Origin of the sequence: Heliophilum fasciatum (assembly GCF_004341395.1) — a bacterium.
Taxonomy (GTDB): Bacteria; Bacillota; Desulfitobacteriia; order Heliobacteriales; family Heliobacteriaceae; genus Heliophilum; species Heliophilum fasciatum.
The window spans coordinates 1-23,316 of the sequence record NZ_SLXT01000005.1; the positions used below are offsets into that span (position 1 = coordinate 1).

General features: G+C 47.0%; 26 protein-coding genes. 25 read left to right on the plus strand and 1 reads right to left on the minus strand.

Annotated elements, in window-relative coordinates; genetic code table 11:
* The 11 genes from EDD73_RS15050 to EDD73_RS03425 form a co-directional block, all read left to right on the plus strand.
* Positions 1-182 (plus strand): hypothetical protein (locus tag EDD73_RS15050; protein ID WP_207668796.1); only part of this gene is annotated, 182 nt, incomplete at its 5' end.
* A 359-nt stretch (positions 183-541) separates the two neighbouring features.
* Entirely contained in the window at positions 542-1,900 is a 1,359-nt protein-coding gene (locus tag EDD73_RS03380; protein ID WP_131918332.1) for a pilus assembly FimT family protein, read from the plus strand.
* A gap of 33 nt (positions 1,901-1,933) precedes the next feature.
* Positions 1,934-2,566 carry a PilW family protein gene (locus EDD73_RS03385; protein WP_131918334.1) on the plus strand — a complete coding sequence of 211 codons (633 nt, stop codon included), beginning with the start codon at positions 1,934-1,936 and terminating at the stop codon, positions 2,564-2,566.
* Between the two features lie 43 nt (positions 2,567-2,609).
* Positions 2,610-3,638 (plus strand): type IV pilus biogenesis protein PilM, encoded by a 1,029-nt coding sequence (gene pilM / locus EDD73_RS03390; RefSeq protein ID WP_165876294.1) that lies wholly within the window; start codon positions 2,610-2,612, stop codon positions 3,636-3,638.
* 4 nt (positions 3,639-3,642) lie between these two features.
* The gene (locus EDD73_RS03395; protein ID WP_131918338.1) at positions 3,643-4,311 is read left to right on the plus strand and encodes a PilN domain-containing protein; all 669 of its coding nucleotides are present in this window, start codon (positions 3,643-3,645) and stop codon (positions 4,309-4,311) included.
* Positions 4,301-4,828, plus strand: coding sequence for a type IV pilus inner membrane component PilO (locus EDD73_RS03400; RefSeq protein ID WP_131918340.1), 528 nt, complete (start codon positions 4,301-4,303; stop codon positions 4,826-4,828). Before EDD73_RS03395 ends, EDD73_RS03400 begins: the two co-directional genes overlap by 11 nt.
* A gap of 34 nt (positions 4,829-4,862) precedes the next feature.
* Positions 4,863-5,495, plus strand: a complete 633-nt coding sequence (locus EDD73_RS03405) for a hypothetical protein (RefSeq protein ID WP_131918341.1) — start codon at positions 4,863-4,865, stop codon at positions 5,493-5,495.
* Positions 5,492-6,763: an STN domain-containing protein gene (locus EDD73_RS03410; protein WP_131918343.1), complete on the plus strand. Its 1,272-nt coding sequence runs from the start codon at positions 5,492-5,494 to the stop codon at positions 6,761-6,763. The genes EDD73_RS03405 and EDD73_RS03410 overlap by 4 nt, the downstream gene beginning before the upstream one ends.
* 193 nt (positions 6,764-6,956) lie before the next feature.
* The gene (locus tag EDD73_RS15410; RefSeq protein WP_279222072.1) at positions 6,957-7,322 is read left to right on the plus strand and encodes a prepilin-type N-terminal cleavage/methylation domain-containing protein; all 366 of its coding nucleotides are present in this window, start codon (positions 6,957-6,959) and stop codon (positions 7,320-7,322) included.
* Between the two features lie 351 nt (positions 7,323-7,673).
* The gene (locus tag EDD73_RS15415) at positions 7,674-8,039 is read left to right on the plus strand and encodes a prepilin-type N-terminal cleavage/methylation domain-containing protein (protein WP_131918346.1); all 366 of its coding nucleotides are present in this window, start codon (positions 7,674-7,676) and stop codon (positions 8,037-8,039) included.
* Between the two features lie 171 nt (positions 8,040-8,210).
* Entirely contained in the window at positions 8,211-8,633 is a 423-nt protein-coding gene (locus tag EDD73_RS03425; protein WP_131918348.1) for a cell wall hydrolase, read from the plus strand.
* 114 nt (positions 8,634-8,747) lie between these two features.
* Here the strand turns inward: EDD73_RS03425 and EDD73_RS03430 are convergent, their stop codons facing one another.
* Positions 8,748-9,146: a hypothetical protein gene (locus EDD73_RS03430; protein WP_131918350.1), complete on the minus strand. Its 399-nt coding sequence runs from the start codon at positions 9,144-9,146 to the stop codon at positions 8,748-8,750.
* Between EDD73_RS03430 and gerQ the strand changes: the two genes are divergently transcribed.
* The 14 genes from gerQ (at position 9,115) to EDD73_RS03500 (ending at position 23,244) form a co-directional block, all read left to right on the plus strand.
* On the plus strand, positions 9,115-9,831 hold the full coding sequence (gerQ, locus tag EDD73_RS03435) for a spore coat protein GerQ (RefSeq protein ID WP_243116774.1): 717 nt from the start codon (positions 9,115-9,117) through the stop codon (positions 9,829-9,831). The two genes, EDD73_RS03430 and gerQ, sit on opposite strands and share 32 nt — an antisense overlap.
* Positions 9,832-9,984: 153 nt before the next feature.
* A complete protein-coding gene (locus tag EDD73_RS03440; RefSeq protein ID WP_131918352.1) occupies positions 9,985-11,706 on the plus strand; it encodes a GspE/PulE family protein in 1,722 nt (573 codons plus the stop codon).
* Positions 11,707-11,739: 33 nt separating this feature from the next.
* Entirely contained in the window at positions 11,740-12,843 is a 1,104-nt protein-coding gene (locus EDD73_RS03445; RefSeq protein WP_131918354.1) for a type IV pilus twitching motility protein PilT, read from the plus strand.
* Between the two features lie 235 nt (positions 12,844-13,078).
* On the plus strand, positions 13,079-14,314 hold the full coding sequence (locus tag EDD73_RS03450; protein ID WP_131918356.1) for a type II secretion system F family protein: 1,236 nt from the start codon (positions 13,079-13,081) through the stop codon (positions 14,312-14,314).
* A gap of 24 nt (positions 14,315-14,338) precedes the next feature.
* Positions 14,339-14,884: a type II secretion system protein gene (locus EDD73_RS15420; protein ID WP_279222074.1), complete on the plus strand. Its 546-nt coding sequence runs from the start codon at positions 14,339-14,341 to the stop codon at positions 14,882-14,884.
* Positions 14,885-15,002: 118 nt separating this feature from the next.
* Positions 15,003-15,518, plus strand: coding sequence for a type IV pilus modification PilV family protein (locus tag EDD73_RS03460; RefSeq protein ID WP_131918358.1), 516 nt, complete (start codon positions 15,003-15,005; stop codon positions 15,516-15,518).
* A 44-nt stretch (positions 15,519-15,562) separates the two neighbouring features.
* The gene (locus EDD73_RS03465; protein WP_131918360.1) at positions 15,563-16,486 is read left to right on the plus strand and encodes a PilW family protein; all 924 of its coding nucleotides are present in this window, start codon (positions 15,563-15,565) and stop codon (positions 16,484-16,486) included.
* A 13-nt stretch (positions 16,487-16,499) separates the two neighbouring features.
* Positions 16,500-17,339 carry a hypothetical protein gene (locus tag EDD73_RS03470; RefSeq protein WP_131918362.1) on the plus strand — a complete coding sequence of 280 codons (840 nt, stop codon included), beginning with the start codon at positions 16,500-16,502 and terminating at the stop codon, positions 17,337-17,339.
* A 25-nt stretch (positions 17,340-17,364) separates the two neighbouring features.
* Positions 17,365-18,159, plus strand: a complete 795-nt coding sequence (locus tag EDD73_RS03475; RefSeq protein ID WP_131918364.1) for a prepilin peptidase — start codon at positions 17,365-17,367, stop codon at positions 18,157-18,159.
* Between the two features lie 39 nt (positions 18,160-18,198).
* Positions 18,199-18,816 (plus strand): PilN domain-containing protein, encoded by a 618-nt coding sequence (locus tag EDD73_RS03480; RefSeq protein WP_131918366.1) that lies wholly within the window; start codon positions 18,199-18,201, stop codon positions 18,814-18,816.
* On the plus strand, positions 18,816-19,937 hold the full coding sequence (locus tag EDD73_RS03485; RefSeq protein ID WP_165876295.1) for a type IV pilus inner membrane component PilO: 1,122 nt from the start codon (positions 18,816-18,818) through the stop codon (positions 19,935-19,937). Before EDD73_RS03480 ends, EDD73_RS03485 begins: the two co-directional genes overlap by 1 nt.
* An 18-nt stretch (positions 19,938-19,955) precedes the next feature.
* Positions 19,956-21,044, plus strand: a complete 1,089-nt coding sequence (gene pilM, locus EDD73_RS03490) for a type IV pilus assembly protein PilM (protein WP_131918369.1) — start codon at positions 19,956-19,958, stop codon at positions 21,042-21,044.
* Positions 21,045-21,069: 25 nt separating this feature from the next.
* A complete protein-coding gene (locus EDD73_RS03495) occupies positions 21,070-22,662 on the plus strand; it encodes a hypothetical protein (RefSeq protein WP_131918372.1) in 1,593 nt (530 codons plus the stop codon).
* 66 nt (positions 22,663-22,728) lie between these two features.
* Positions 22,729-23,244 carry a GtrA family protein gene (locus EDD73_RS03500; protein ID WP_207668797.1) on the plus strand — a complete coding sequence of 172 codons (516 nt, stop codon included), beginning with the start codon at positions 22,729-22,731 and terminating at the stop codon, positions 23,242-23,244.
* The last annotated feature ends 72 nt before the right edge of the window (positions 23,245-23,316 follow it).

Below are 23,316 nucleotides of genomic sequence, written 5' to 3' on the forward strand. Positions count from 1 at the left end.
TCATGATTATAAAAGCTACCTTGGGGGTCATCAGCATATCGAAACATGGAGAAAACCTCGCTTTCGAATCGATCGTTTCTTCATTTGATTCGACATGCGAAGTCAAAATACCTTTAAATGGTGCAAAATACCATCGAATAATGCGTTTTTTGAATCGCCCCTTGGGATGCGGGGGTTTTTAGACAGACTCTAATAAGTCTCTAACGCTATCTTCCGGTACAATTGTTTTTACTGACACAATTAACATGGCGAGTGCAAACTCTTTAGTTCTTCAATTGCCACCTGGTGAAGGGGTGACAATTGGTAACAGCGATTATGGAAGAGTCTACTTTAAAAATGTCTATATTAATGATGTTTACAATGAGAGTATTTCACATAAAGTTTTTTACTTCAAATCTGGTGCACAAATCCCGTCAGGAACATCTTATTTGCGAGAGATATCTACGATAAATCCAAGTCATAATCCTAAAGATGTTGCTGCACCTTCAATAGAATTGCTTGCGACGCAGGTAACTTGGAAGTAGGCTGGAGGTGATGATTGATGCAACAACTACGTTCGAACCAATCATCAGGTTTTATATTGGCTGAAATCTTGGTCACACTATCAATCTTAGCTATCGTTAGTATTGCGCTCTTTGAGATAATGGCCTTAAGCCATCGAGCAATTCAGACAGCTGCGAACGGAAACCAAACACTTTTTTATAAAATTAATGAAATGGATGATCAAATCCTTAGGGCCAAAGGAAGCACTTCTACTGGACCTAGTAAAAGATTTTTTAATTTGGGCTGGGAGCCAAATAAACAAGTCGTTATCTATGGTACTGGCCTTGAAAAGTACGCCACAGAATCAGGCGATGGCGATGACTCGCTAAATAAACTTAAGGCCTATGTCCCATCAGCCTTTGCCAATCCATGGGCAGTATTCGCAGGTGTTAACAATGGAAATGGTGTAATTGGCTTATATTATAAACCGAATATTGATCCGGACAGCAGCGATTGGACAATATTTGACTTACCGGAGTTGTATGATTTTACCCCTGCTAACCTTATTTGGTGTGGTTCTTCAACTAATCAGATGTGGGTTATGGTAGGAAAAGGTGCTGATGGTAACGGCAAAATTTATACTTCAACGAACTTGCGTAGATGGAATAAGATTGAGGATGATCTCAATAAAAATAAATTTAAACCACTTAATGCAATAACTTGGGGAGGAAATGGGACCAATCGTAAGTTTATTGCTGTAGGAAAGAATGCGGTATATAAATCTGCTGATGGGAACAAGTGGGAAAACATTACTCCTGATTCTGCACTTAATTATACTGATGTTGCTTGGGGGGGACTTTCCGATTCAATTTATGAGGGTTTTGTGGTTACTGCTAGTTTTTATAATACATCTACCACAAATCTATATCGATTGACTGAGAAAACAAATGAATGGATTCCAATCACCTATTGGAGTTCTACAGGAACAATTAAACAACCATTTGATTTAGTAGGTGTTAGTCGAGGTAAAGATCGTTTTGTTGTAGCCGGTAATGTTACATCATCATCCCCTAAAATTATAAATATTGTTGATAATGACACGAAAATGCCAAAATTCGATAATCCATCAGGTACTCAACCATTAACGGATGTGGCATGGATAGGCGATCGTTTTTTTCTTACTAGAACAAAAGGACAATTTGCGACTTATAAACCTGATGACAGTACTGTATGGGAAACAAGTGTCTTAGGCAGTACAGCGGGTACTATTAATACTGCGTTATTAGTTGGTAACCGTGTAGTTATAGCCAATTCAAATGGGTTTATTTACTTTTCCGACGAAAATTCACCTACAAGCTTTTCCGACGACGGAAGAGATGTTTCGCCTGTTATTTGGAAGTCAATAGCTAAATCATAAAGAAGAAAGATGGGTGATAGGATGCTATGGTGAATGAAATTGAAAAATAAACATAATCAGGGATTTGCGTTGGCTGAATTACTTGTTGCTACGATGATTCTAGGATTTACTGTTGCTATAGGATATTCTCTTATAGATTATAGTTTCAATAGCTATAACTTTGGGTATGCACAGACAAACGCACAACAAGATGCTCGTTTTGCTATGGAACGAATAATACAAGAAGTGAGAAAAGCTAAAACAATAAAAATAGTTACTGAAATGAGTGAAATCGACAAATATCACCACATAAAAGTTGATAAGGATACGAATCCTAATGAGCCGAAGTTACAGATATATAAACCAAATATACCTGAACCAGAGGAACTACCATTAGGTAAAGGAATACCTACCAATAGTAACAAGGAAGCATTGCCGATTATCTCCTTTTGTAGATATAGTAAAAAAAATGATAAATCAACTCTTGGAATTAGGATTTATGTATATAGCCAAGCGCTTTCAAGAGATCCTGATCCTGATCCTGAGCCTGATCCGTACGGTGACGATGATTTGGACCCAGGGGTAGGAAACTATTATCGAGTACAAACTGCTATACTTTTAAATAATACAACATTACCAACAGGCCTAGGATCTGGGCCTGGCCATATAATCCAGTACACAAAATAAGAGATTCATCAGTATTCTAGGTAACGATTGGGGGAGTGGACATTTGCTGAGCTTTTTTAAGCCATCCAGTGCAGTCGGTCTGGAATTTGATACCGGGTGTATTCGCGTTGTGGAATTAAAAGGCACCCGTAAAAATCCGGTTTTAGTTGCGGCAGGTCTGGTTCCCATTCCGGATACGGCTGTTGTGGAGGGCATCGTTCAAGAAACTGGCGTAGTTGCGACTGCCCTCAAGCAACTTTGGGCAAAGGTCGGTATTCGTAACAAAGAAGTGATTCTCGGTATCTTTAATAAAGGCGTATTTTTGCGGCCTGTCAACTTGCCTAAGGTTCCTGTAGCCAAGATCCCTCAATTGCTCCGCTACCAGTCAGAAGAGTATTTCCCTATTCCTTTTGCTGAACTGGTCATGGATTTTGCCGTCATCGGTGAAGCTGAAAAAGCCGAAGGCAATGCCCTTGACTTACTTCTTGTTGCTTCACGACTGGAAAACCAGCGTTCTTGTTACAGTGCCTTAGCTAACGCAGAGATTGTCCCTAAGGTTGTCGAAGCTTCGCCAATTGCCTTGCTTCACGCTACCGGTGAAGAAGAAAAAAAGGGTGTATCCGTTTATATTGATATTGCCAACGGACAAACAGCATTGATGATCACAATCGAGGGTATACCACGCTATTTACGTCAAATCCCTCTTGGTGTCCAACAGATGATCAAAATGATGGATTCAATATGCTTGGACGAAGTAGCTTCCACTGCAGAAATCGAAGTCGTCCAGTCTAATGAATCATCAACCGTATCGCTTTGGGCACAAGAATTAAGTGATCAATTGCGGGCAACAATTCAATTTTTTCTTTCTAAAAATAATCTTTCAGAAATTAATCGCATTATCTTGAGTGGACGAGGTGCGAAAATACCGGAAGTGGCAGAAGAAGTTGGCCAAGCGATGGCTGTTCCCGTTACTTCAGCACGACCGCTTTCCCAAATTCCATTGCCTCATACAGTACCTGGATTCGACTTGGTTCGCGAGGCTCCGGAGTTTGCGGTTTGCCTGGGATTAGCTTTGCGAGGATTGGAGGATTGATTCTGTGAGTGTTCGTTTTAATTTGCTCCCACCGGAGTTGCGATCACGGGAAGAGCAAAAACGTACCCAACTTATCGTAAAAACAACGGCAGTAATCGCAGTATCCATCTTCCTCGCTATATTTGCTGTTCTAGCTGTATTCACCTGGATGACTGAGACCAATACGGCAGATCTGCGAGCCAAACGAACTGCTTTAGAAGCGGAACTTTTGGAGTATGCTCCTTACGTTCGGATGATGGATCGCATCTATCAAGCCGATGCATTGTTGAACAAAGCGGCTGGCAACCAGCCAAATTGGGCACAAACGTTACATGATATGAATATCCATTTACCTTCCGGTGTGTGGCTTAATGACTTATCAGCAACGTACGGTGGTTCTGCACAAAAGCAAAATCAACCTGCTGCTGAAACGAAAGCGCCTGCTTCACCACCCAGTGCATCTGTGCTTGGTGAAATAACGATGCGGGGACAGGCATACAGTGCCGTGGACTTGGCCGAATGGCTGAAAGGATCCGAACAAGTATCGTCGCTTTCCAATGCGCGCTTCCAATCAACATCGGCACAAAATGTCAATGGGCAACCGGTCTATCAGTTTGAGATCAAAGCGGACATAGTCAAATCCCCCAAATCAGCACCCCTAACTGAGAAAGGGGGCAAAGCAGATGAAGGATAAAAAAGGGATAGAACTAGATACCAAACAAACGGTTATCGCAATCATAGCTTTATTTTTATTTGTTGGGTTAATTTATTATCAATACACAGCACTGGCCGAAGCAAAAGCAGAAGAAAGTAAAGAACAAAAAATGTACACGCAGGTGCAAAGTCAAGTTCGGGAATACATACAACAAAAAGAATTATTCGAAAGTAATCAACAAAAGGCTGCTCTTTATGATCAACTGATGCCGAAGCAAGCCGATGAACCGCAGTTGCTGACAGTCATTCAGCATCAAGTTACAATCAGCGGTATGGAGCTAACAAGAATCAATTTTGCTCCGCGTATCAATCAGGACGGATATACAGAAATGCCCTTTACTTTATCAATAAAGGGAAGCTACAATAATCTCATCGAACTCACCGACCAGTTAAGGCAGAGTAAACGCGCATTACGAATTGATTCAATCAATGTAAATCAAGAAGGACAAAGCGACATTCGAGCGGAAATCAAAGCGAGTGCATTTTATGCACAATAGGATAAGTCGGTAAGAGAAAGGGACGGTGCAGTTCGTGGCAGGAGAAAAAGAAAAATCGCTTAATGAACAGTTTTCCGCACTCATGGATAGATTAAATACCGATAAAGAGTTGCAGAAAAAAGTATTCATCGGCGGTGGTTTGCTCCTGGTAGTAATACTGGCAGCGGTACTGCTGGTCAATAAGCCATGGGCAGCGGCACCGGAAGAAGCGGTGCCCGTAGATAAACAAGCGGCCCGAAGTTTAACGTATTTACCGGAAACGCAACGCAGCGTTGATGATACAAGCTTGCTGCGGGATCCCTTTAGTGGGGCCATCACGCTCAAAGGAATCATCAAGGGTGGCGATGGTAACGATGTGGCGATCATAGAAAACGGTAAAACTTCCTATGTCGCTGCACTGGGAGCACAAGTCGGTAACGGTTGGTCCGTTGCGGAAATTACCGCTAATTCTGTGACCTTAGCATCTGATTCACAAAAAATTAAGTTAGAATTAAATGGTCGCAACAAAAGCGAAAAAATAACCAATTCAGTCGATAAGAAAAATGATACAAAGGCTGCCGCAGGACAGGCGACAGCACCTGAGAAAGCGACGATAGAAACGGCGAAGGATGCTGCTGCGAAGGACACTTCGGTGAAGAGCACTTCTGCCAGCGGAGGGAATCAATGATGGTCGTCAAAAATGACAACGTCAAAAAACAACATTCCGCTGCGCGCTTGCCGACTTGGGCAGTTACTGCATTGTGCGTTGGTGTATGCGCAACCGCGCTGACCTTAACACCATTACCGCAGGCAAGTGCTTATTCCGGTACGGAGATACTGACAGCAAGTGAAACCGATTCATTGAGCAGCGGATCTAAGATTTCGATGGACGTGCGCAATGTGGATATGCGCGACGTGCTTTCAGCATTGGCTTTAAAGATGGGTGTCAATATCATTTTAGTTGATACGGAAGCGGTAGAAATAACGTTTCAAACTAAAAATGTAACACCACGACAAGCTCTGGAATTGTTGATCCAAACCCACGGTTACGCTTATATTGAACAAGGTGGTGTGATCGTCGTTGGTGAGTCGGGCACTCTCAACGATAATTTCTTTAATCAAATGATCGTAACTCGCTTTGATACAGTCAACGTGAAAGCCAAAAAAGCAATGGACTTAATCAATGCGCTTGGCATTCCGCTAAAAGCAGTATCCTTAGACTCCAATGAATACGTGTTCTGGGCACAAGGTACTGTACAGTCAATGCAAAAAGTACAGGAAGTGATTTATTCGATTGATCGACCCGAGAATGCGGAAACACCTACCATGGATATTACGCTTGAATACAGGACGATCAATACACAACAAATTCCTCCTGATCGGGCAGTTAAATTGTTAGATGACATCGGCATTAAATTTAAGCATTACGTAAAACTACAAGATCGCGTACTTGTTTTCGACAAAGACTGGTTTAGTAAGTGGGATCAGATTGATGTCTTACTGGCGCAACTTGATAATCAGGGCTCAAAAGATCAGACCAGCTTTAACTATCAATTAAAAAATATCGTAGCAAAAGACGCTAAATCTCGATTAGCTGAATTTAATTTGGGTGCAGATGTAAAAGCAATATCGTATAATAATGATAGATTTGCCAAAGACATCATGATCATTTGCCCGACATATATGGAGAATCAAGTTCGCAGCGCCTTGGCCAGCTTGGATTTATCAATTTCCAAGACCCGTGTGCCTGTGGCCACATCACCTTCGTTTACAGGTCTTAATACACAAAGAACGTTGCTTAGCGAACTTTCTGGCGTAGCGCTAAGTAGCTTTAATATCTCAGGGGACATTGGAACCACTGACCAAGCTAGTGGCGGCACTCCGAAATATGTTCTTTGGGTAGAGGAAACACCGGACAAGATCCAAATGATCAAAGATCTGGCCGATGAAATGTAATTATTTTCTCGTACCCTGGTTTCCCCGCAGGAACCCCAAGACAGGAAAGCAGATATCATTCGAGAATATTTGTTAGATATCTGCTATTGTAATCTTGGGTATCAAAGGATGATGGAACTCATAATATAAATATAGGTTAATGGGTTCTATTAAACTACAAAAGCCCATATTATGCTTAAAGGAGGTGAAATCTTTGCGTAAAGCGCTTAAGCGTATCAAAAAAAATATAAAAGGCTTTACCCTTGTGGAATTGATGGTTGTTGTACTTATCATCGGGATTTTGATTGCGATTGCCATTCCGATGTACACAAAAGCACAAGAGTCGGCCATGGATAAAACAACCCGTGCTAACGCCCGCATGATTCATGGAGCCGTATCGCAATGGCAAGCTCAAGAAAACAGGACAGACTTCCCCAATGAAACCCAATTGAAAAACTTCTTCCAGAGCGGTGGTTGGCCAAAAGGACCGAATAACATTGAGTACAACTATGCTAACGGTGTAGTTACGATCACTAACGTTCCCTATAATGGCTTTAACGGTAACAACACAAATCTTTAGTTTTTAGGGTAATGAATGTATGCCAGGGTACAGCATACAAATACATAGTCCTGCAGACCTGGTCTGCGGGATGTTTTTTAAAAATAAAAAATATGTAGAAATATCAATTCAGTATTGAACAAGTGCTAAAGATGCCCTAGATTTATTACGATAAATACCCATAGAGGAAATTATTCATTGGCAAGTTTGTACTTCTGGCGCATAAGCCCCAGGAGACGGAAAACGGATGTGTAGTAGGGAACTCTCATGGAAGATTTAGAACCTACATCTTGGGTGTTACATGAAGAATGCATAAAATAGAAAAAGAGTTACGCAAGAAATAGGTCTGATATTCAGAAGGAGGAAAAATTAGTGTTAGCAACATTCCGCCGTCTCAAGAAGAAAAAACAAGGCTTCACTCTCGTAGAACTGATGGTTGTCGTATTGATTATTGGAATCCTGATAGCTATTGCCATTCCGATGTATACAAAAGCACAGGAGTCAGCCATGGATAAAACAACACGTTCCAATGCCCGCATGATTCACGGAGCCGTATCGCAATGGCAAGCTCAAGAAAACAGGACAGACTTCCCCAACGAAACCCAATTGAAAAACTACTTCCAGAGCGGCGGTTGGCCAAAAGGACCGAATAACATTGAGTACAACTACGCTAACGGTGTAGTTAAGATCAGTAATGTTCCTTACAATGGCTTCAACGGTAACAACACAAATCTTTAGTTTTTAGGGTAATGAATGTATGCCAGGGTACAGTAATTAATTTGCCATCCTGCAGACCGTGTCTGCAGGTTATTTTTTTAGTGCGATCTCCAGGTCACGGGTCACAACAGTGACCGTTTTTTTTTGCCCGCATATACTGCCCATGCAAGCGAGCAGAAAAGAGGTGAGCCTGTGGCGGTAATCAAAGCGACAAAATCAGACGTTGATTTACTGGCACGATTGATACGGGCTGAAGCCGAGGGCGAAGGCGATTTAGGTATGTTGATGGTCGGCAATGTCGGAGTCAATCGTATCTTAGGCAATTGTCTGGATTTTAAAAATATCCGCACGATGCAGCAAATGGTCTTCCAATCTCCCGGAGGTTACGAAGCCGTCGAAAAACCCTATTTTTATCAGCGTGCGCGCAATAAAGAAAAAAGATTGGCCCAACGGGTGATCAACGGCGAAAAAGTCCACCCGGCGCGCAATGCCTTATGGTTCTTCCGACCGGCAGGCAATTGCCCAGGGCGATGGTACAACCAGCAAGGTTCCGGACGGTTTAAGGCCCATTGTTTTTATCAACCTTCAACTAGTGATTGCCCGCGGGTATATTAACGCTGCCTGTAACTCTAAGGTTGCCCGTAGCCGTGAAGAAATCTGACGGTTGAATGGCTCCGTCAAGACGAGAAAGCCGAGGTGCTGATTGTTGTTTGACCTGTACGCTGATGATTACAACCGGTTCAGCGGAGAATTCGCTGACAGGACAGAAAGAATACTGCGAGAAGTGAAACCGACGATACCGCCGGTGGCCGCGCAACCACCATTAACACCGTTACAACCGGTAGCCCCCCTGCCGGATCTACCTTCAAATTGGGGTAATCCACCCATGTCCCAAGAGCCCGGATGGATGCCACCGGATGAGCGAGCTCCGGAAGCAATGCCGCCAGTAATGCCGCCAGCAATGCCACCAGCAATGCCGCCAATCGAGAAGCCGCCAGTGCCGCCGATGAGAACCAAACCCGAAGTAACTGAACCGAAAGTACCGGAACCCGAAGCAAAGGAACCGGAAGTACCGGAATTAGGAGGGACGCCACCGATGAAAAAAGAACCTGTATCGCTTCCGTCCATGCCCTGCGAACCGGGATATACCATGCCGCCCCTGTATCCGATGCCAGGTATGATGCCGGAGGAAACCGAGCCCATGCCAGGATGGATGCCAGGAAGAACACCGGCATGTACACCGGAACCGATGCCGGGCTACATGCCGGGTTACATGCCAGGCTGCATGCCAGGAACCATGCCGGGATGGATGCCGGGGGTACATCCGGGATGGATGCCAGGGGCGATGCCGGGTGTCATGCCGGGAACGATGCCGGGTGTCATGCCGGGAACGATGCCGGGTGTCATGCCGGGAACGATGCCGGGTGTCATGCCGGGAACCATGCCGGGTACAGCGCCGCAAACGATGCCCGAACAACTTGTGCCGATGCTGCCCCCCAGCGGTGGATTGATTCCCCGTACAGGAACCGAAGCACCGGGTATGCTGCCGGTCGAACAATCGTATATCGAAAATATCTTACGCCTTAACAAAGGTAAACTGGGCACCTTCTACATGACCTATGAAGAAAACACCCAGTGGAATGCCAAAGTATTTAAGGGAATCATTGAGGCCGCCGGCCGTGATCACGTGATTATCAGTTGCCCGAAAACGGGAAAACGCTACTTACTCCTCATGGTTAATCTGGATTATGTAACGTTTGATGAAGAAATTGCTTATAATTATCCCATTGCGCAGTTGTCAATTCGTCCGTAAAAAGTGTAATCATGGTAAAAGCCGTCAACGCTGATTGCGATGACGGCTTTTGTCTTAAACAAATTCATATCTGTAAAAAAGGAAAATTTACAGGAAGAGAAGAAACTAATGTAGGTACTCGATCGTAACCATTAGACTTATGGGGGAGGCATCATGGCGAAAGCAGAACGCAAAATGCTTGGGGATCTGTTAGTCGAATATCGAATTATCACCCGTGAGCAATTGCAGGAAGCGTTAACAATTCAGAAGAAAACTGGGGAGCGTCTTGGTAAAGTTCTTACGAAGTCCAAAATTGTTTCCCAACAACAAATTAATGAGATCTTAGAGTTTCAACTGGGCATTCCGCAAGTGTCCTTGTTGAAATTTTCCACCGATCCGGAAGTTATCCGCTTAATACCGGAATCCATTTGCCGGCAACATAAATGTTTGGCATTGAAACGTAACGAAAAGCGGCTTACCGTCGCCATGGCCGATCCCTTGAATGTCATCGCCATGGATGATGTTAAGATGGCTACGAAACTGGATGTCGATCCGGTTATCGCCACGGAAGAAGATATTGAATCGATTCTCAATCAAGTCTATGGCATGGGGGCATCGCGGGGCGCAGCCGTACGCGTCTTGGAAGCGGCGGCCGGTGGATCGAATGACATGCCTGGCAGTATGAGCGAACTGGACATGCTCGATCTCGATCGGATGGATGCAGGTGCCGATGCCCCGGTCGTACGGGTGGTCAATATGATCCTCCAGCAAGCCGTGCAGGATCGGGCGAGCGACATTCACATTGAAATCAATGAGCAAAATATTAAAGTGCGCTATCGTGTCGACGGCATGCTTCGGGAGATGATGACGATCGCCAAGCATGCCCATGCTTCGTTAATGTCACGAATCAAACTTTTGGCCGAGATGGATATTGCTGAAAAGCGCGTGCCCCAAGACGGCCGGATTCAGATCAAACTGGACAAAAAACCGATTGATCTCCGGGTGTCGACGCTGCCAACGATCTTTGGCGAAAAATGCGTCATCCGTCTCTTGGACAAAGCCAACATGTTCTACAAGTTGGAGGACCTGCACTTTCGCGAAGATCCATTAAAGATGTATCGTAAGCTCATTCGCAATGCCTTTGGGATCGTGCTGGTCACCGGGCCCACCGGTTCCGGGAAAACCACCACACTGTATGCGACGATTGCCGATATTAACAGTTCCGAAAAAAACATCGTGACTATTGAAGATCCGGTGGAGTATGTGTTGCCGGGGATCAATCAAGTGCAAGTCAACGTCAAGGCCGGCGTCACCTTTGCCAGTGGGCTGCGTTCGATTCTTCGGCAGGATCCCGATGTGATCTTAGTTGGTGAGATTCGTGATGGCGATACGGCCGATATTGCCGTTCGGGCAGCCACCACGGGCCACCTGGTCTTTTCCACGCTGCATACCAATGACGCTGCCGGGGCCATTGCCCGGCTCATCGATATGGGAGTGGAACCGTTTTTGGTGGGTTCCTCCCTGACTGGTGTCCTGGCCCAGCGGTTGGTACGCAAGATTTGTCCCCATTGTAAAGAATCCTATGAGCCGGAACCGGGATCGGCAGAACGGCTATTTCTCAGCCTTGATCGGGAAGCATCGGCGGTGCTGCATCGAGGAAAAGGCTGTTTTGCTTGCAATTATACCGGTTATAAAGGGCGCTTGCCGATTCAAGAGGTCATGCCGGTTACGTCCCACGTGCGCGAGCAGATTTTAGCAAAAGCCGCGACCGATACGGTGCGCAGTGCGGCGATACGCAACGGCATGTATACCATGCGTGATGACGGTATCGAGAAAGTCATGCAGGGATTGACGACGGTCCAAGAAATCATGCGCGTAGCCTATACGACAGAATAATGAAAGATCGAAGATAGAAGATGGGAGCTAATCATGGATATTGATTCGATACTCACCTTTGCGGTGAAGCAAAAAGTCTCAGACGTTCATATTACCGTAGGATTGCCACCGGTATTTCGCATGCATGGTGAAATGGTGCCGGCCACGGAGCCGCCATTAGCAGAGCAGACCATTGGTGCAGCGTGGGCGCAAGTGCTAACCCCGGATGACACAGCGCGCATCATGGGCCAATTGCTGAATGACAAGCAACGGGCCACCTTTGAACGAGCCGGTGATCTTGATTTTGCTTATGCCATTCCTGCCATCGGCCGCTTCCGTGTCAACTGCTATCGTCAACGCGGTTCAGTCGGTATGGTCATTCGTGTGATTCCTTTTTATGTGCCTACTTTTGAAGAACTGAATCTTCCGCCGATACTGGCTACCTTTGCCCGGCGAACGAGCGGCTTAGTACTGGTCACGGGTCCGACCGGAAGCGGCAAGTCGACGACCCTGACGGCCATGATCGATCTCATCAATAAGGAACGGGCGGCCCATATCATCACTTTGGAAGATCCCATTGAGTTTTTGCATCCCCATATCAAAAGTGTGGTCAACCAGCGTGAAGTGGGGCTCGATACCGAATCGTTTGCCAAAGCATTGCGGGCGGCGATGCGGCAAGATCCCGATGTATTGCTGGTCGGTGAGATGCGTGACTTAGAAACGATTAGTACCGCCATTACAGCGGCGGAAACGGGCCATTTGGTCTTTGCAACACTGCATACCAATGATGCGGTCCAAACCATTGATCGGGTGATCGATGTCTTTCCGCCAAGTCAACAAGCGCAAATTCGCGTGCAGTTGGCAGCAGTACTACAGGCCGTTGTGTCGCAACAACTGATTCCGCGGATGGACGGGCGCGGGCGGGTGGTAGCCCAAGAGATCTTAGTCGTCACCCATGCAGTGCGCAACCAGATCCGTGAAGGTAAGTCCCATCAGATCGTATCGACGCTGCAAACGGGCAGTAAAATGGGCATGCAAACGATGGATATGGCCCTGCGTGCGTTGATCGCTAAACGAATGGTGACAGCGCAAGAAGCCATGAAGCGTTCCGCCGATCCGGAAGCCTTCCAACGGTATATCATGCACGATTTTATGTAGCCTTTTGTAAGCATTCTGTAAGCAACGAATGCTATACTGAAAATGACATTGGATAGGATATTTCACCGAATCCACACAGGAACGTGTACAAAAAAAGTAGTTATATGGCAAAGTGAATGCAGGAAAACAATGATTTTTAACGAATTAAGGGCATATCTGTTGCAAGTAATCGATATAATTTGCGTTACCACTACTAACTGGCAAAGATGCCAAGGGCGCATCGGAGTGATATAGCATGCCTACGTTCCGATACAAGGTGCGCGAGCAATCAGGTGCGGCCCGTGAGGGGACCATGGAAGGCGAAGCCGCACAGGCGGTAGCGCTGCGATTGCGAGAAAATGGCCTTTTTGTAATTACTGTTGAAGCTATCAAAGAACAAAGCAAAGCCGGTAACTCTCTTTCCTTAGACGCCCTTTTTCAGCGCAAAATGAAAGCCGCCGAGTTGGTGTTGTTTTGCCGGCAGTTTGCCACGCTGCTCAATGCTGGTGTACCGCTTTATAATGCGCTGGTCATCTTACAGGAACAGGGGCGTAATGAGGCCTTTCGCCAGGCGATGAACAGTGTTATTGATGATGTGCGTAAAGGAAATACCTTTTCCGCATCGGTTAGCAAGCATACGAAGGTTTTTCCCGATATCTTTGTCAGCATGGTGGAAGCGGGAGAACTGGGCGGGATTCTCGATGAGATCATGCTTCGTTTAGCAACGCACTTCGAAAAAGAAAATGATCTGCAAAGCAAAGCCAAATCAGCGATCATCTATCCGGTGATCATCTCGATTGTGGCCGTGGGTGTTGTAGCGTTTTTGATTGGCTATGTGATTCCTACGTTCTCGGAAGTGCTTACCGATATGGATGTGCAATTGCCGCTGATTACCCGGATTGTCTTGGCGATTGCTTATGCAGTACAAGACTACTGGTATCTTGGTTTTGTGGCAGTTTTGGTTGCCGCCCTAACGTACCAGCAGGCGATGAAACAAGCATCGATGCGCTATTTGCGCGATCTATACATCCTCAAGATTCCTTTTTTCGGTGAATTGCTGTTGAAAGTTGCCGTGGCGCGCTTTACCCGTACCTTAGGTACGCTGCTCAAAAGCGGTGTGCCGTTGATGCAGTCCTTAGAAGTGGTCAAGAAAACCGTCGGTAACTTGGTGGTCAGCGAGGGGATTGGCAATGCGCAGGAAAGCATTACCCGCGGTATGGGCATCTATGAACCGCTGAATACCAATCCTGTGTTTCCTCGGATGGTCGTGCAAATGGTCGGTGTCGGCGAAGAAACCGGTATGCTGGATCAAATGCTGGAGAAAATCGCCGACTACTACGATACCGAAGTCGGGACCATCGTCGGGCGCATGTCATCGGTGATCGAGCCGATCTTGATGGTGATCATGGGTATTATCGTTGGCGTTATCGTGATTGCCATGTTTCTCCCGATGTTTGAGATGATCGGTCCCAGCGGACCGGCTGCTCAATAAAAAATTTTCAAGGAGGAGAAAGAAATGAGGGGACTATTTGAACGGTACAAAAAGTCGCAAAAAGGGTTTACCTTGGTGGAACTGATGATCGTCATCGCGATTATCGGTATCCTGGCGGCGGTTCTCATTCCACGGATGGGCTTTATGAAGGACACAGCGAAAGACTCAGGGGTTGCCTCGAATGCTCGCACAGTAGAGGCCGCAGTCAACAGTTTGTTGCCAAACTATGATACCGATGACGCCGATGGCAATGGGCCAACTGCTTTCCAAGCTGCATTAGTAGCAAAATTAAACGGTAATCTGTCAAACCCGTACAGTAAATCAAGAGTTGCGGAAGACATAGCTCTCCAGACTGAAATTGCAGCAACTGCTCCGGCCGTTGCAGTATTAAAAGCTGCTACGCTTACTACTGCTGAAACTGCTATGACTGACCCGGCATCTGCAAGAGCAGGAGCCATCATTGTGGATATCTATTCGTCAAGTGGTAAATTAACGGTTGATTTGAACGCTTATGATGGTGCAGGCAAGTTGATAACAGATCCCAACATAGTAAAGAAAGACATTCAATAGAATTTACGGCATGTATAGGTAGCTTTCTAAGGAAAAAGGGGCGGATGCCGCCGAAAGGCGACCGCCCCTTTTCTAATCTGAATGGCTTTATTTTTGAGATAAGGAAGATGAACAAGCGATGGTGAAACGGAGTTCAGCTGGCTTTACGATGGTGGAACTGATGATCACGATCGCCATTTTATTTATTGGTATCTTGCCGGTTTTTTCACTGTACAGTGAAGTCGGCAAACTGAGTCGAGTAGAAAAGCAAAAAGCTGTCGCCGTGCAACTGGCGACAGAGCGACTGGAAAAAGTTAAGAAGATCATGATCGATGAAAAGGTGTTATTCACCGATAGTCAAAAATGGTATCATCTGCTTTACCAAACGATGCCCGATGAAACGGTGATAACGTCATGGGAAGAGTTCCTAATAGGTAACTTTAATGAAACGAAAACGGATGCAAGCGCTGGTAATTATCTGGTTGAACTAAACATCAGTAACATCGAAACAGATCCAGATTCACAACATGAAAATATCGTTGCATCTGAATGGGTTTATTTAAATCAGCTAAATAAACTGACCGTGACCGTGCGTTGGCCGGCAGCGACGAAGGAACATGCCGTAGAGTTAGCCACTTATGTAACACCGCGATGATTGAAGACGAAAAATAGAGCAGTACGATCGTGTGGTGATGGAAGTTGGATAGGAAAAAACAGCAACGGGGTTTTACCCTTATCGAACTGATGATGACCATAGGGATTCTCAGTATATTGTTGACAGCCGTCTTTTCGATATTGCGTTTGAATACAGAGATTTTTTATCGTGAAGAGCGCGGTGCATCGGTACGCCTCGAAGATCGCCGAATCATTCGGCAGCTGATCGATGATATCCAACAGGCTTTTCATGTAAACATTCAGGTTAAATCCGATGAGACTACGATGGAGTTAACCAGAGGATATCAAAGTGGTTCTCCTCAAAATCAAACGTACAAATTGAAAAAAAACGCAGGCAGTACTGCCTATACGTTGTCAGTTAAGGATGGAACTGCTCAAGAAATAACGTACACATCCATACGTATTTATCCGTTGGCTCCAGGAGTTGATTTCTTTTCTTATGATGGTAAGAATGTCGGCATCAATATGTTGTATGCTGATACCCATAGCGCTAGTTCTGAGGAAGCACAGACGATTACCATGCAAACCAAAGTGACGCCTCGTTTGGACCGGGGAAATCTACAAAACTTAAAGTTCTGGCTGAGTACAACCGGTGAACCGGGTAGTTGGGTAGAGAACACTGATTTATTCCATTTAGCGGGGATTACGAACTATACCTACCGCGATAATGATGACAGCCCCGGAACCTATAAAGGTGGCTATATGAAGGTAGAAGCAACACCGATGGACTCACGAGATGTAGTAAAAGTAGAAATCAAAAGTGATGATGGTTTAGCGTTGCTACCGGCGACCTCGAGCGGATCCGGGGTATGGACATGCAATTTGTCGAGCACTAAAGTAGAAAATCAAATTGTGATTACCGTGGAAGGTTCCGAAACGAATCCGAAAGATCCGGCAGCACCTTTTCGCTATCTCAAGGAATATGAGTTGTGGATCTATACGCAATAAGGGGGAGGTTCGATTGAGCCAGCGATTGAGCCCGCCTGTGATCAGGCAAGTGATGCGCAAGGCTTGGCGTTCCGAGCGCGGAGCATTGCCGTTAGCCATGATCGTGCTGACGATCATCGTAACAATGTCAGCGGCGATTGCACGCTATGTGTTCTTTGAAAGTGGATCCGATGGATCCCGGAAGCACTTGGAGAATATCCAACTTCGTTATGCTGCTGGATCCGGTGCGGAACATTATATTTATTTTATTCGCAAGCAATTAAATGCCAAATTAAAGCATCTTAGGCTCGCAACGGAGCAAACGGGGGATGTAGTACGCTGGCGAGTCGATGATGAGGTAGACTATCTTAAGGACAATAACCCGGATCTGGGAAAAGCGCAGACGATCGACAACCTTTGCTACTTGACGGAATCGGAATTAAGCGAAGCGTCCTGGAAATCAACAGAATTAGCGCGAGCGATCACGATGGGCAATCGCTCATTCGGTTACCGCTTACTGACTCAAGCAGAAGCAGGTGGCAAAAATCCCGTGGTACAAAGTAATTCCGGAGGTCAAGAAAACGCAGGGAATGAGGAAGGGGATATTCGAAGCGGTGGTACCATCCAAACCATCCAAGGACCGTCCATTGTCTTAGCGCCGACGCCGAATGTGCGCGATTCTTTTCAAGTGCGCTTTCAGATTGTGCCGACCCTTAATGGAACAACGCCGGCTCAGCAACCGATCAAAGTGGCGGCAGGGTTTTCGGTCATGGCGGTTCAGGAAGGAATTCCTTATACAGTAATTAAAAATGTGCCACCTGCATCGGTGCAGGAATTTCAAATCCGCAAGTTGAATCTTCAATTGGTGCAATAGACTTGGGGGAGTTGAATATTTCAGCATGGAGTTTGTGGCCGATTATGGGTTGCCGTTTATTCTTTTTATGTTTGGGTTGGCGATCGGCTCATTTTTAAATGTGGTGATCTATCGTTTACCACGGGAAGAGTCGCTGGTTGTGCCTGGCAGCCATTGTCCGTCTTGTAATGCGTCTTTGCGTTGGTATGAGCTTTTTCCGGTGGTAAGCTATCTCTGGCAACGAGGACGGTGCCGCCATTGTTCGGCGCCCATCGCTTGGCGCTATCCGGCAGTGGAACTGGTCGTGGGCCTATCGTTTGCCGGTTTGCTGTTGGCCTTGGGGACCTGGGATTGGCGCTGGCTGGTGTTGGCAGTGCTGGTGACGATCTTGGTGGCGATCACCGGTATCGATATGGATCATCTGATTATTCCTAATCGCTTGCTGCTCTTGGCACTGCCCTTTTGTTTATCGGGGCCTTGGTTCTGGGCATGGCCATCGTTACCGGCGGCACCGGAATTCTGGTCAGCTGCTTTGGGCGGTGTGACGGGGGCCGGTTTGCTCGGTGGGGTCTTTGTTGCCAGCCGCGGTGGTATGGGCCTCGGTGACGTGAAATTTATGGCTGTATTTGGTTTGTTTTTGTCGCCGCTCTGGACCGTATGGTCCCTGACGATCGGCAGTTTATTCGGATCGTTATGGGGGCTGGTTGGTATGGTGGGCGGCCGTTATGGCCGGAAGTCGGAGATCCCCTTTGGGCCTTTTTTGGCGTTGGGCTGGATCGTCGTGGTTTTATTGCGACTTTTTGGTTTTTCACCGGATGTGGTGTCCTTGTTGATTCGTTAGCAAAAAAAGACTTCCTGACGAGAAGGAGTGGTCAGCGCGGTGGAGTCGATCAATTTACTGCCTGTAGAACTGCAGCCTCAAAAAGCCGATCGGCGTACCTTACTGATGCGCTGGGCCTCTGTCGGGATATTGCTGTTGTTGGGAATCGCCTATGTGATTTTTGTGGTGCAGCTTTTCTGGTGGCAGTGGGAAGTACAGCAGATGGAAGCAGAGATGGATACACTTCGACCGCAAGTGGAACAAGTGGAACTGCTGGAGCGGCAGATTGCGGTTGATCAAAACAAAACAACTACGTTAGAGCAATTGCATCAAACGCGCTTATCCTGGGCCGAAGTTTTTCGTGAAATTAAGAATAGTACGCCCGACGGCGTCTGGCTGATGACGGTGGCCGTCAATCCCGAAACAACCAAGAATGTTGTCGAAATCGAAGGACAAACGACGATTTTTGAACAGGTCGGTGTACTAGCGCTGCGGCTCAAGGAACTACCTTATTTTACCGATACTGTAATTGTGGAAGCGAAAGATCAGGTCGTGAATGGGCAAGTGGTCACACGCTTTTTGATTCGTTGCTCCGTGAAGCCCGATCCGGAAGTACTGATGGATAGCAAGGGCCAAGAGAAAAAATTGTCCGGTGCGAATGGGGAAGGAGCGCAATGATGAGCGGTTGGCAAAAGATGAAACTACCCATTGCGTTGCCGGAAGATTCGCCCCTTAGGCAGTTTTGGCAGCAACGAACGCCGCGGGAACGCGTATTGATGACGGTCTTTGGTATGGTGGTCTCGCTGACGGGACTTTATACCTTGTTGATATCGGATCAGTTTGACCAGTATCAATTGCTTCGGGAGCAATTACCAACAACACGCTTGCAGTTGGAAGATGCCCGGGCCAAGGTCAAGCGATTACCGGAATTGCAAGTGAAGCAGAACGCACTGGCTGAGCGGATGAGCAATGCCATGCTGCTCTACCCGAAGAATTTGCATTCCGGTACGCTCGCGTTGATGGTGGGGGAAGCCGCCCGGGCCGCACAGGTACAAGTTAAGTATTTCTACCCGCAGCCGACGGTGGAACGTCCAGGCAAGGGGGCGGAAAAAATCGTTACGGAAGTACCGGTCGACTTGCTGGTGGAAGGGACCTATGAGCAGTTGTCTGATTTTTGGGTACGCTTGGAAAACTTGCAGGGCAATGTGGTCATCCGTGGCTTTGCTGCTTCCTGGGAGACCAACCGCGTCAACCGACCGGCGCAAGCAACGGAGAAACAAGCGGCCAAAACGGAAAGCAATGGTAGCGGATTCATCTTGGGGTTACTGGATCGTTTGATCAGTGCTTCGGGCATCGGGGGCGGGAAGGGAACTGGCGGTGCTACCGGTACCGCTTCCCAAGGCGGGCAATCAACGTCCGGAACAGCAACGCGGATACCTCGCGCGGCTTATCAGCCGAATGTCAAAGGGCCAACACCGACGTTAAATGTGGTGTATAAGCTTTCCTTTGTGGAAGTGGACGGAGGCAAAGCGCCGGACCAAGTTGACCTGGACAAGTATGCTCGTGGGCGCAATGATCCTTTTGAACCACAAACCTGGGATGAGGCCAATCCGTGGTTACTACCGGAAGGCTTTGTGCTACCGGAGGAGAACAAGGTACCGGTAGCGGATGGGGCCAAGCCATCAGTAGCTGGGCAGCCGGGTGGGCCGGGATGGCCATTGTCGGATTCAGTGACGGGGAACTTTCCGGGATGGCCTTCGTTGACACCAAACACAGCGCAGAATCCGGCGGGGAACTAGGCTGGCGGAGGTGACGATATGTTTCGTAAGCAGCGGTTGCTGCTGGGGGTTGAATATGGCGAGACGGCAGTGCGCATGGTGCTCACGGAGTGGCAAAAAGATCAATTTCAATTGATCGGGGTAGCGATGGCGCCGCTGCCCATGGGGGATGTGGAACATACCCCGGATGAAGAGCGCAAACAGGAAATTAACAAAGCACTCAATGCTTGTTTGCAGCAATTAGGAATCAAAGGCGGCAAGGTCAATTTTTCCTTTGCACCGAAGAATCTGATCACACGGGTAGTGCGCCTTCCGGAAATGCCTAAGGAAGAGATGCGGGCCGCGCTGCGCTGGGAGTTAGAAAAATACATACCGGATTCCGTAGAGCATTATGTGTATGATTTTACGCAGCATGGCCGTGAAGACCTGGAAGAAGGGCCGATGGTTCGATTGCTGCTGGTGGCGGTGCCGCAGGAGGAGGTCAAGGGCTTTCTTCCCGGATTAAAAAAAGCCGGACTGCAGGCGGTGTCTGTGGAAACGGCGTCCTATGCATTGGCACGTTTGGTGTTGTCGAAGGGGGATAAAGCACGACCTGGTACGCTGTTGGAACTGGGTGAGTCGCGATCGATGCTGACGGTTGTCCGTGATCATGCGGTGCAATTTATTCGTAGTATCCCCATAGGTACTTTGCAGTTGGAAGAAAGCTTGGCGGAGATCTCGGGGATGGCGCGGGAACAGGTGCGAGAGCGAATTCGTAGCGGCGCTTTGTTTACCCATCTGGACTTGTCGCTGGCTGATGAAGTGGCAATGGAAGATTCACTGGATGCGGCGCTGCAAGCTAAAGCGGTGCGTGCCTTTTTGACGGAATTGGTCAGTGAGGTCCAGCGTTCAATTGACTATTTTCGTTTGCAAGTGCGGGAGCAATTGGATTTACAGTTGACCGTGGCTGGAGAGCTGGCCAATCATCCCAAGCTGGCGCCGTGGATGGCGGCGAATCTGGATGTGGCCGTTGCACCGATTGATCTGGGCGGTTTGCTAGGGGAGCGGAGTACGGCAAAATGCCATGGTGAACTGCGACCGGAGATGGCGGTGGCCGTAGGCTTGGCCACGCGTAAGGGTCTGTTGTGAAGTAGGAAGTTAAGGAGTCGAAAAGATGACCGAAGGGAACTTGTTGGGTGAGTCAAGGATGACGGAGAAGGGTACGGAGATGACTCCGCAGCAGGGAGAGGGATTAACGAATTCGGTAGTTTCGGAGGTAGATGCAGAAGTCAAGCGACCACTTCCGGAGAAAGAATCTGTACTTGGATCAGCGGTGGCAGCGATGGTAAGTGAGGATGGGCCATCATCACGAATGTTTTTTTGGTTGCTGCCTTTTTTTGTTGTGGCCAGTGCGATATTGGTTAAGATGTATACCAACTTCTACGGAGACAGCGACCAGTTCTGGTCGTATGCGATTGGTCGTTGGATTGTGGAAAATGGGACGTGGCCGACGGTGGATCCCTTCTCATGGACGGTAGAAGGGAAGCCTTGGATTACGCATGAGTGGCTGTTTTGTTGGGTTTTATATCATCTTGTCGAATCGATCGGCTATATAGGTACGGCGTTATTTATCGCCAGTGCGTATCTGATCACAGCGTATGTGTTGCTGGCCATATGTATCAAACAAAATTCATCGGGAATCGTGTACTGGATTTATGCAATAGGTACTTGGTTGCTGGTGTATATGACAGCCATGCCGCGTGCTTTTGTTTTTACTTTTAGCTTTATAGCCGTGATGATGTACTTGCTTCGCTTCCACCGTTCCACAAAGTGGATTTATTTGATCCCCCTCGTATTTGTGGCCTGGGGAAATATGCATACTACGGTGGTTCATGGTTTTTTAATCTTATGTATGGAAACCTTAGTGGCGACGATTCTTTTCCGGGATCGGTCGCTGTGGAAGGTTGCTTTGTTGTGTCTGGTGGCCACGCTGATGAATCCCTATGGCATAGGGGTATGGGAATATGCCATTACTCATACGACGAGCGATTTTGCCAATTATATCAATGAATTTCAAGCGCCTGATTTTAAGAATAAATTCTTTTATGCCCTTTATTTGATCATTGGATTTACTGGCACGATGGCAACGCTGGAGGCATACAAGCGCTATCGCCAGGGTATGTTAGAGCGTCACTATGACTATCTGATGTTGTTTTTTTGGTATTGGGTATCCTTTATTTACGCATTTATGACGGTTCGTGTGATTCAATATGCAATTATTTTTTGGATTATTTGCTTCGCGACCTTTGTGCCTACTTGGGTTGCGCGCCAATTCCGTCTTAAGTCGGCTGTGATTACGGTGATTTTGGGTGTCTTTATGCTGGCGATGGCGGCTCGTTTTCCCTTTATTCCCACCTTTGTCGTCAATCCGGTCATCGTGCCAGAGGAGCCGGTAGCGTATCTGCAGGAGCACCCGGAGATTAACGAACGTATTTTTAATAATTATGCCTTTGGCGGCTATCTCTTGCTTATGAAGGAAAAAGTGTTTATTGATGCGCGAGCTGATGTGTTTGCGGAACATGGTGTTTTTCAGGATTATATAGCGGCGGTACGCCTACAGACTTCGCCGGAGAGTATCATGGATAAGTATGGAGTCAAGACGCTACTTCTCTTGCGCAGTGATGCCGTGTCTTTTTACTTTGATGGTCGTCCCGGTTGGAAAAAAGTATACGAAGACGATGTATCGGTGATTTTCACAAGAAGTTAAAGCAAAATTAAGCGACAGGCGTTAACCGCAGGGGAAGGGTTCTTTATAACGCTCAGAAGGCAGGCCTTGGTTGGCGACAACCGTACGATGGGTCTTCTATCACAGATGAAGGACGGTGGGGTGTTGACAGAGTGGGGAGTTAGACAGGAAAGGGGACACGAACAAGGGGCCCTAGCGAAACGGCATAAGCTACGGATAATTGGCTGGTGGCAGAAGCTGATCGCTTACCAAGCGGTACGGTTTTTGCTGGTAGGGGCCTTGAACACGCTCGTAGGCTATTCGTTCTTTGCGTTTTTTTTGTTTATCGGGTTGCACTATGCCTTGGCTTCTTTCTTGGCGCAGGCTTTGGGTGTGGTGTTTAATTTTTTTTCTACCGGTAACTTGGTCTTTCGTAACCACGATGTAGCGGCAGCTTGGAAGTTTGCTTTGGTCTACAGCGTGACGTATTTACTTAACGTGATGGGTCTGAACGCATTGGTGTCTTTGTCAGTAGATATGTATCTGGCCGGGGCGTTACTGACTTTGCCAATGGCAGCCATCGCCTACTTGTTAAATAAGAATTTTGTTTTTGGCCGGTGTTAAGATGTTGTTTCTTAAGAGGCCTTTTGGAGGTAGATATGGGCAGGGTGCTCTCATGGAATAGCTTTCCTTGTA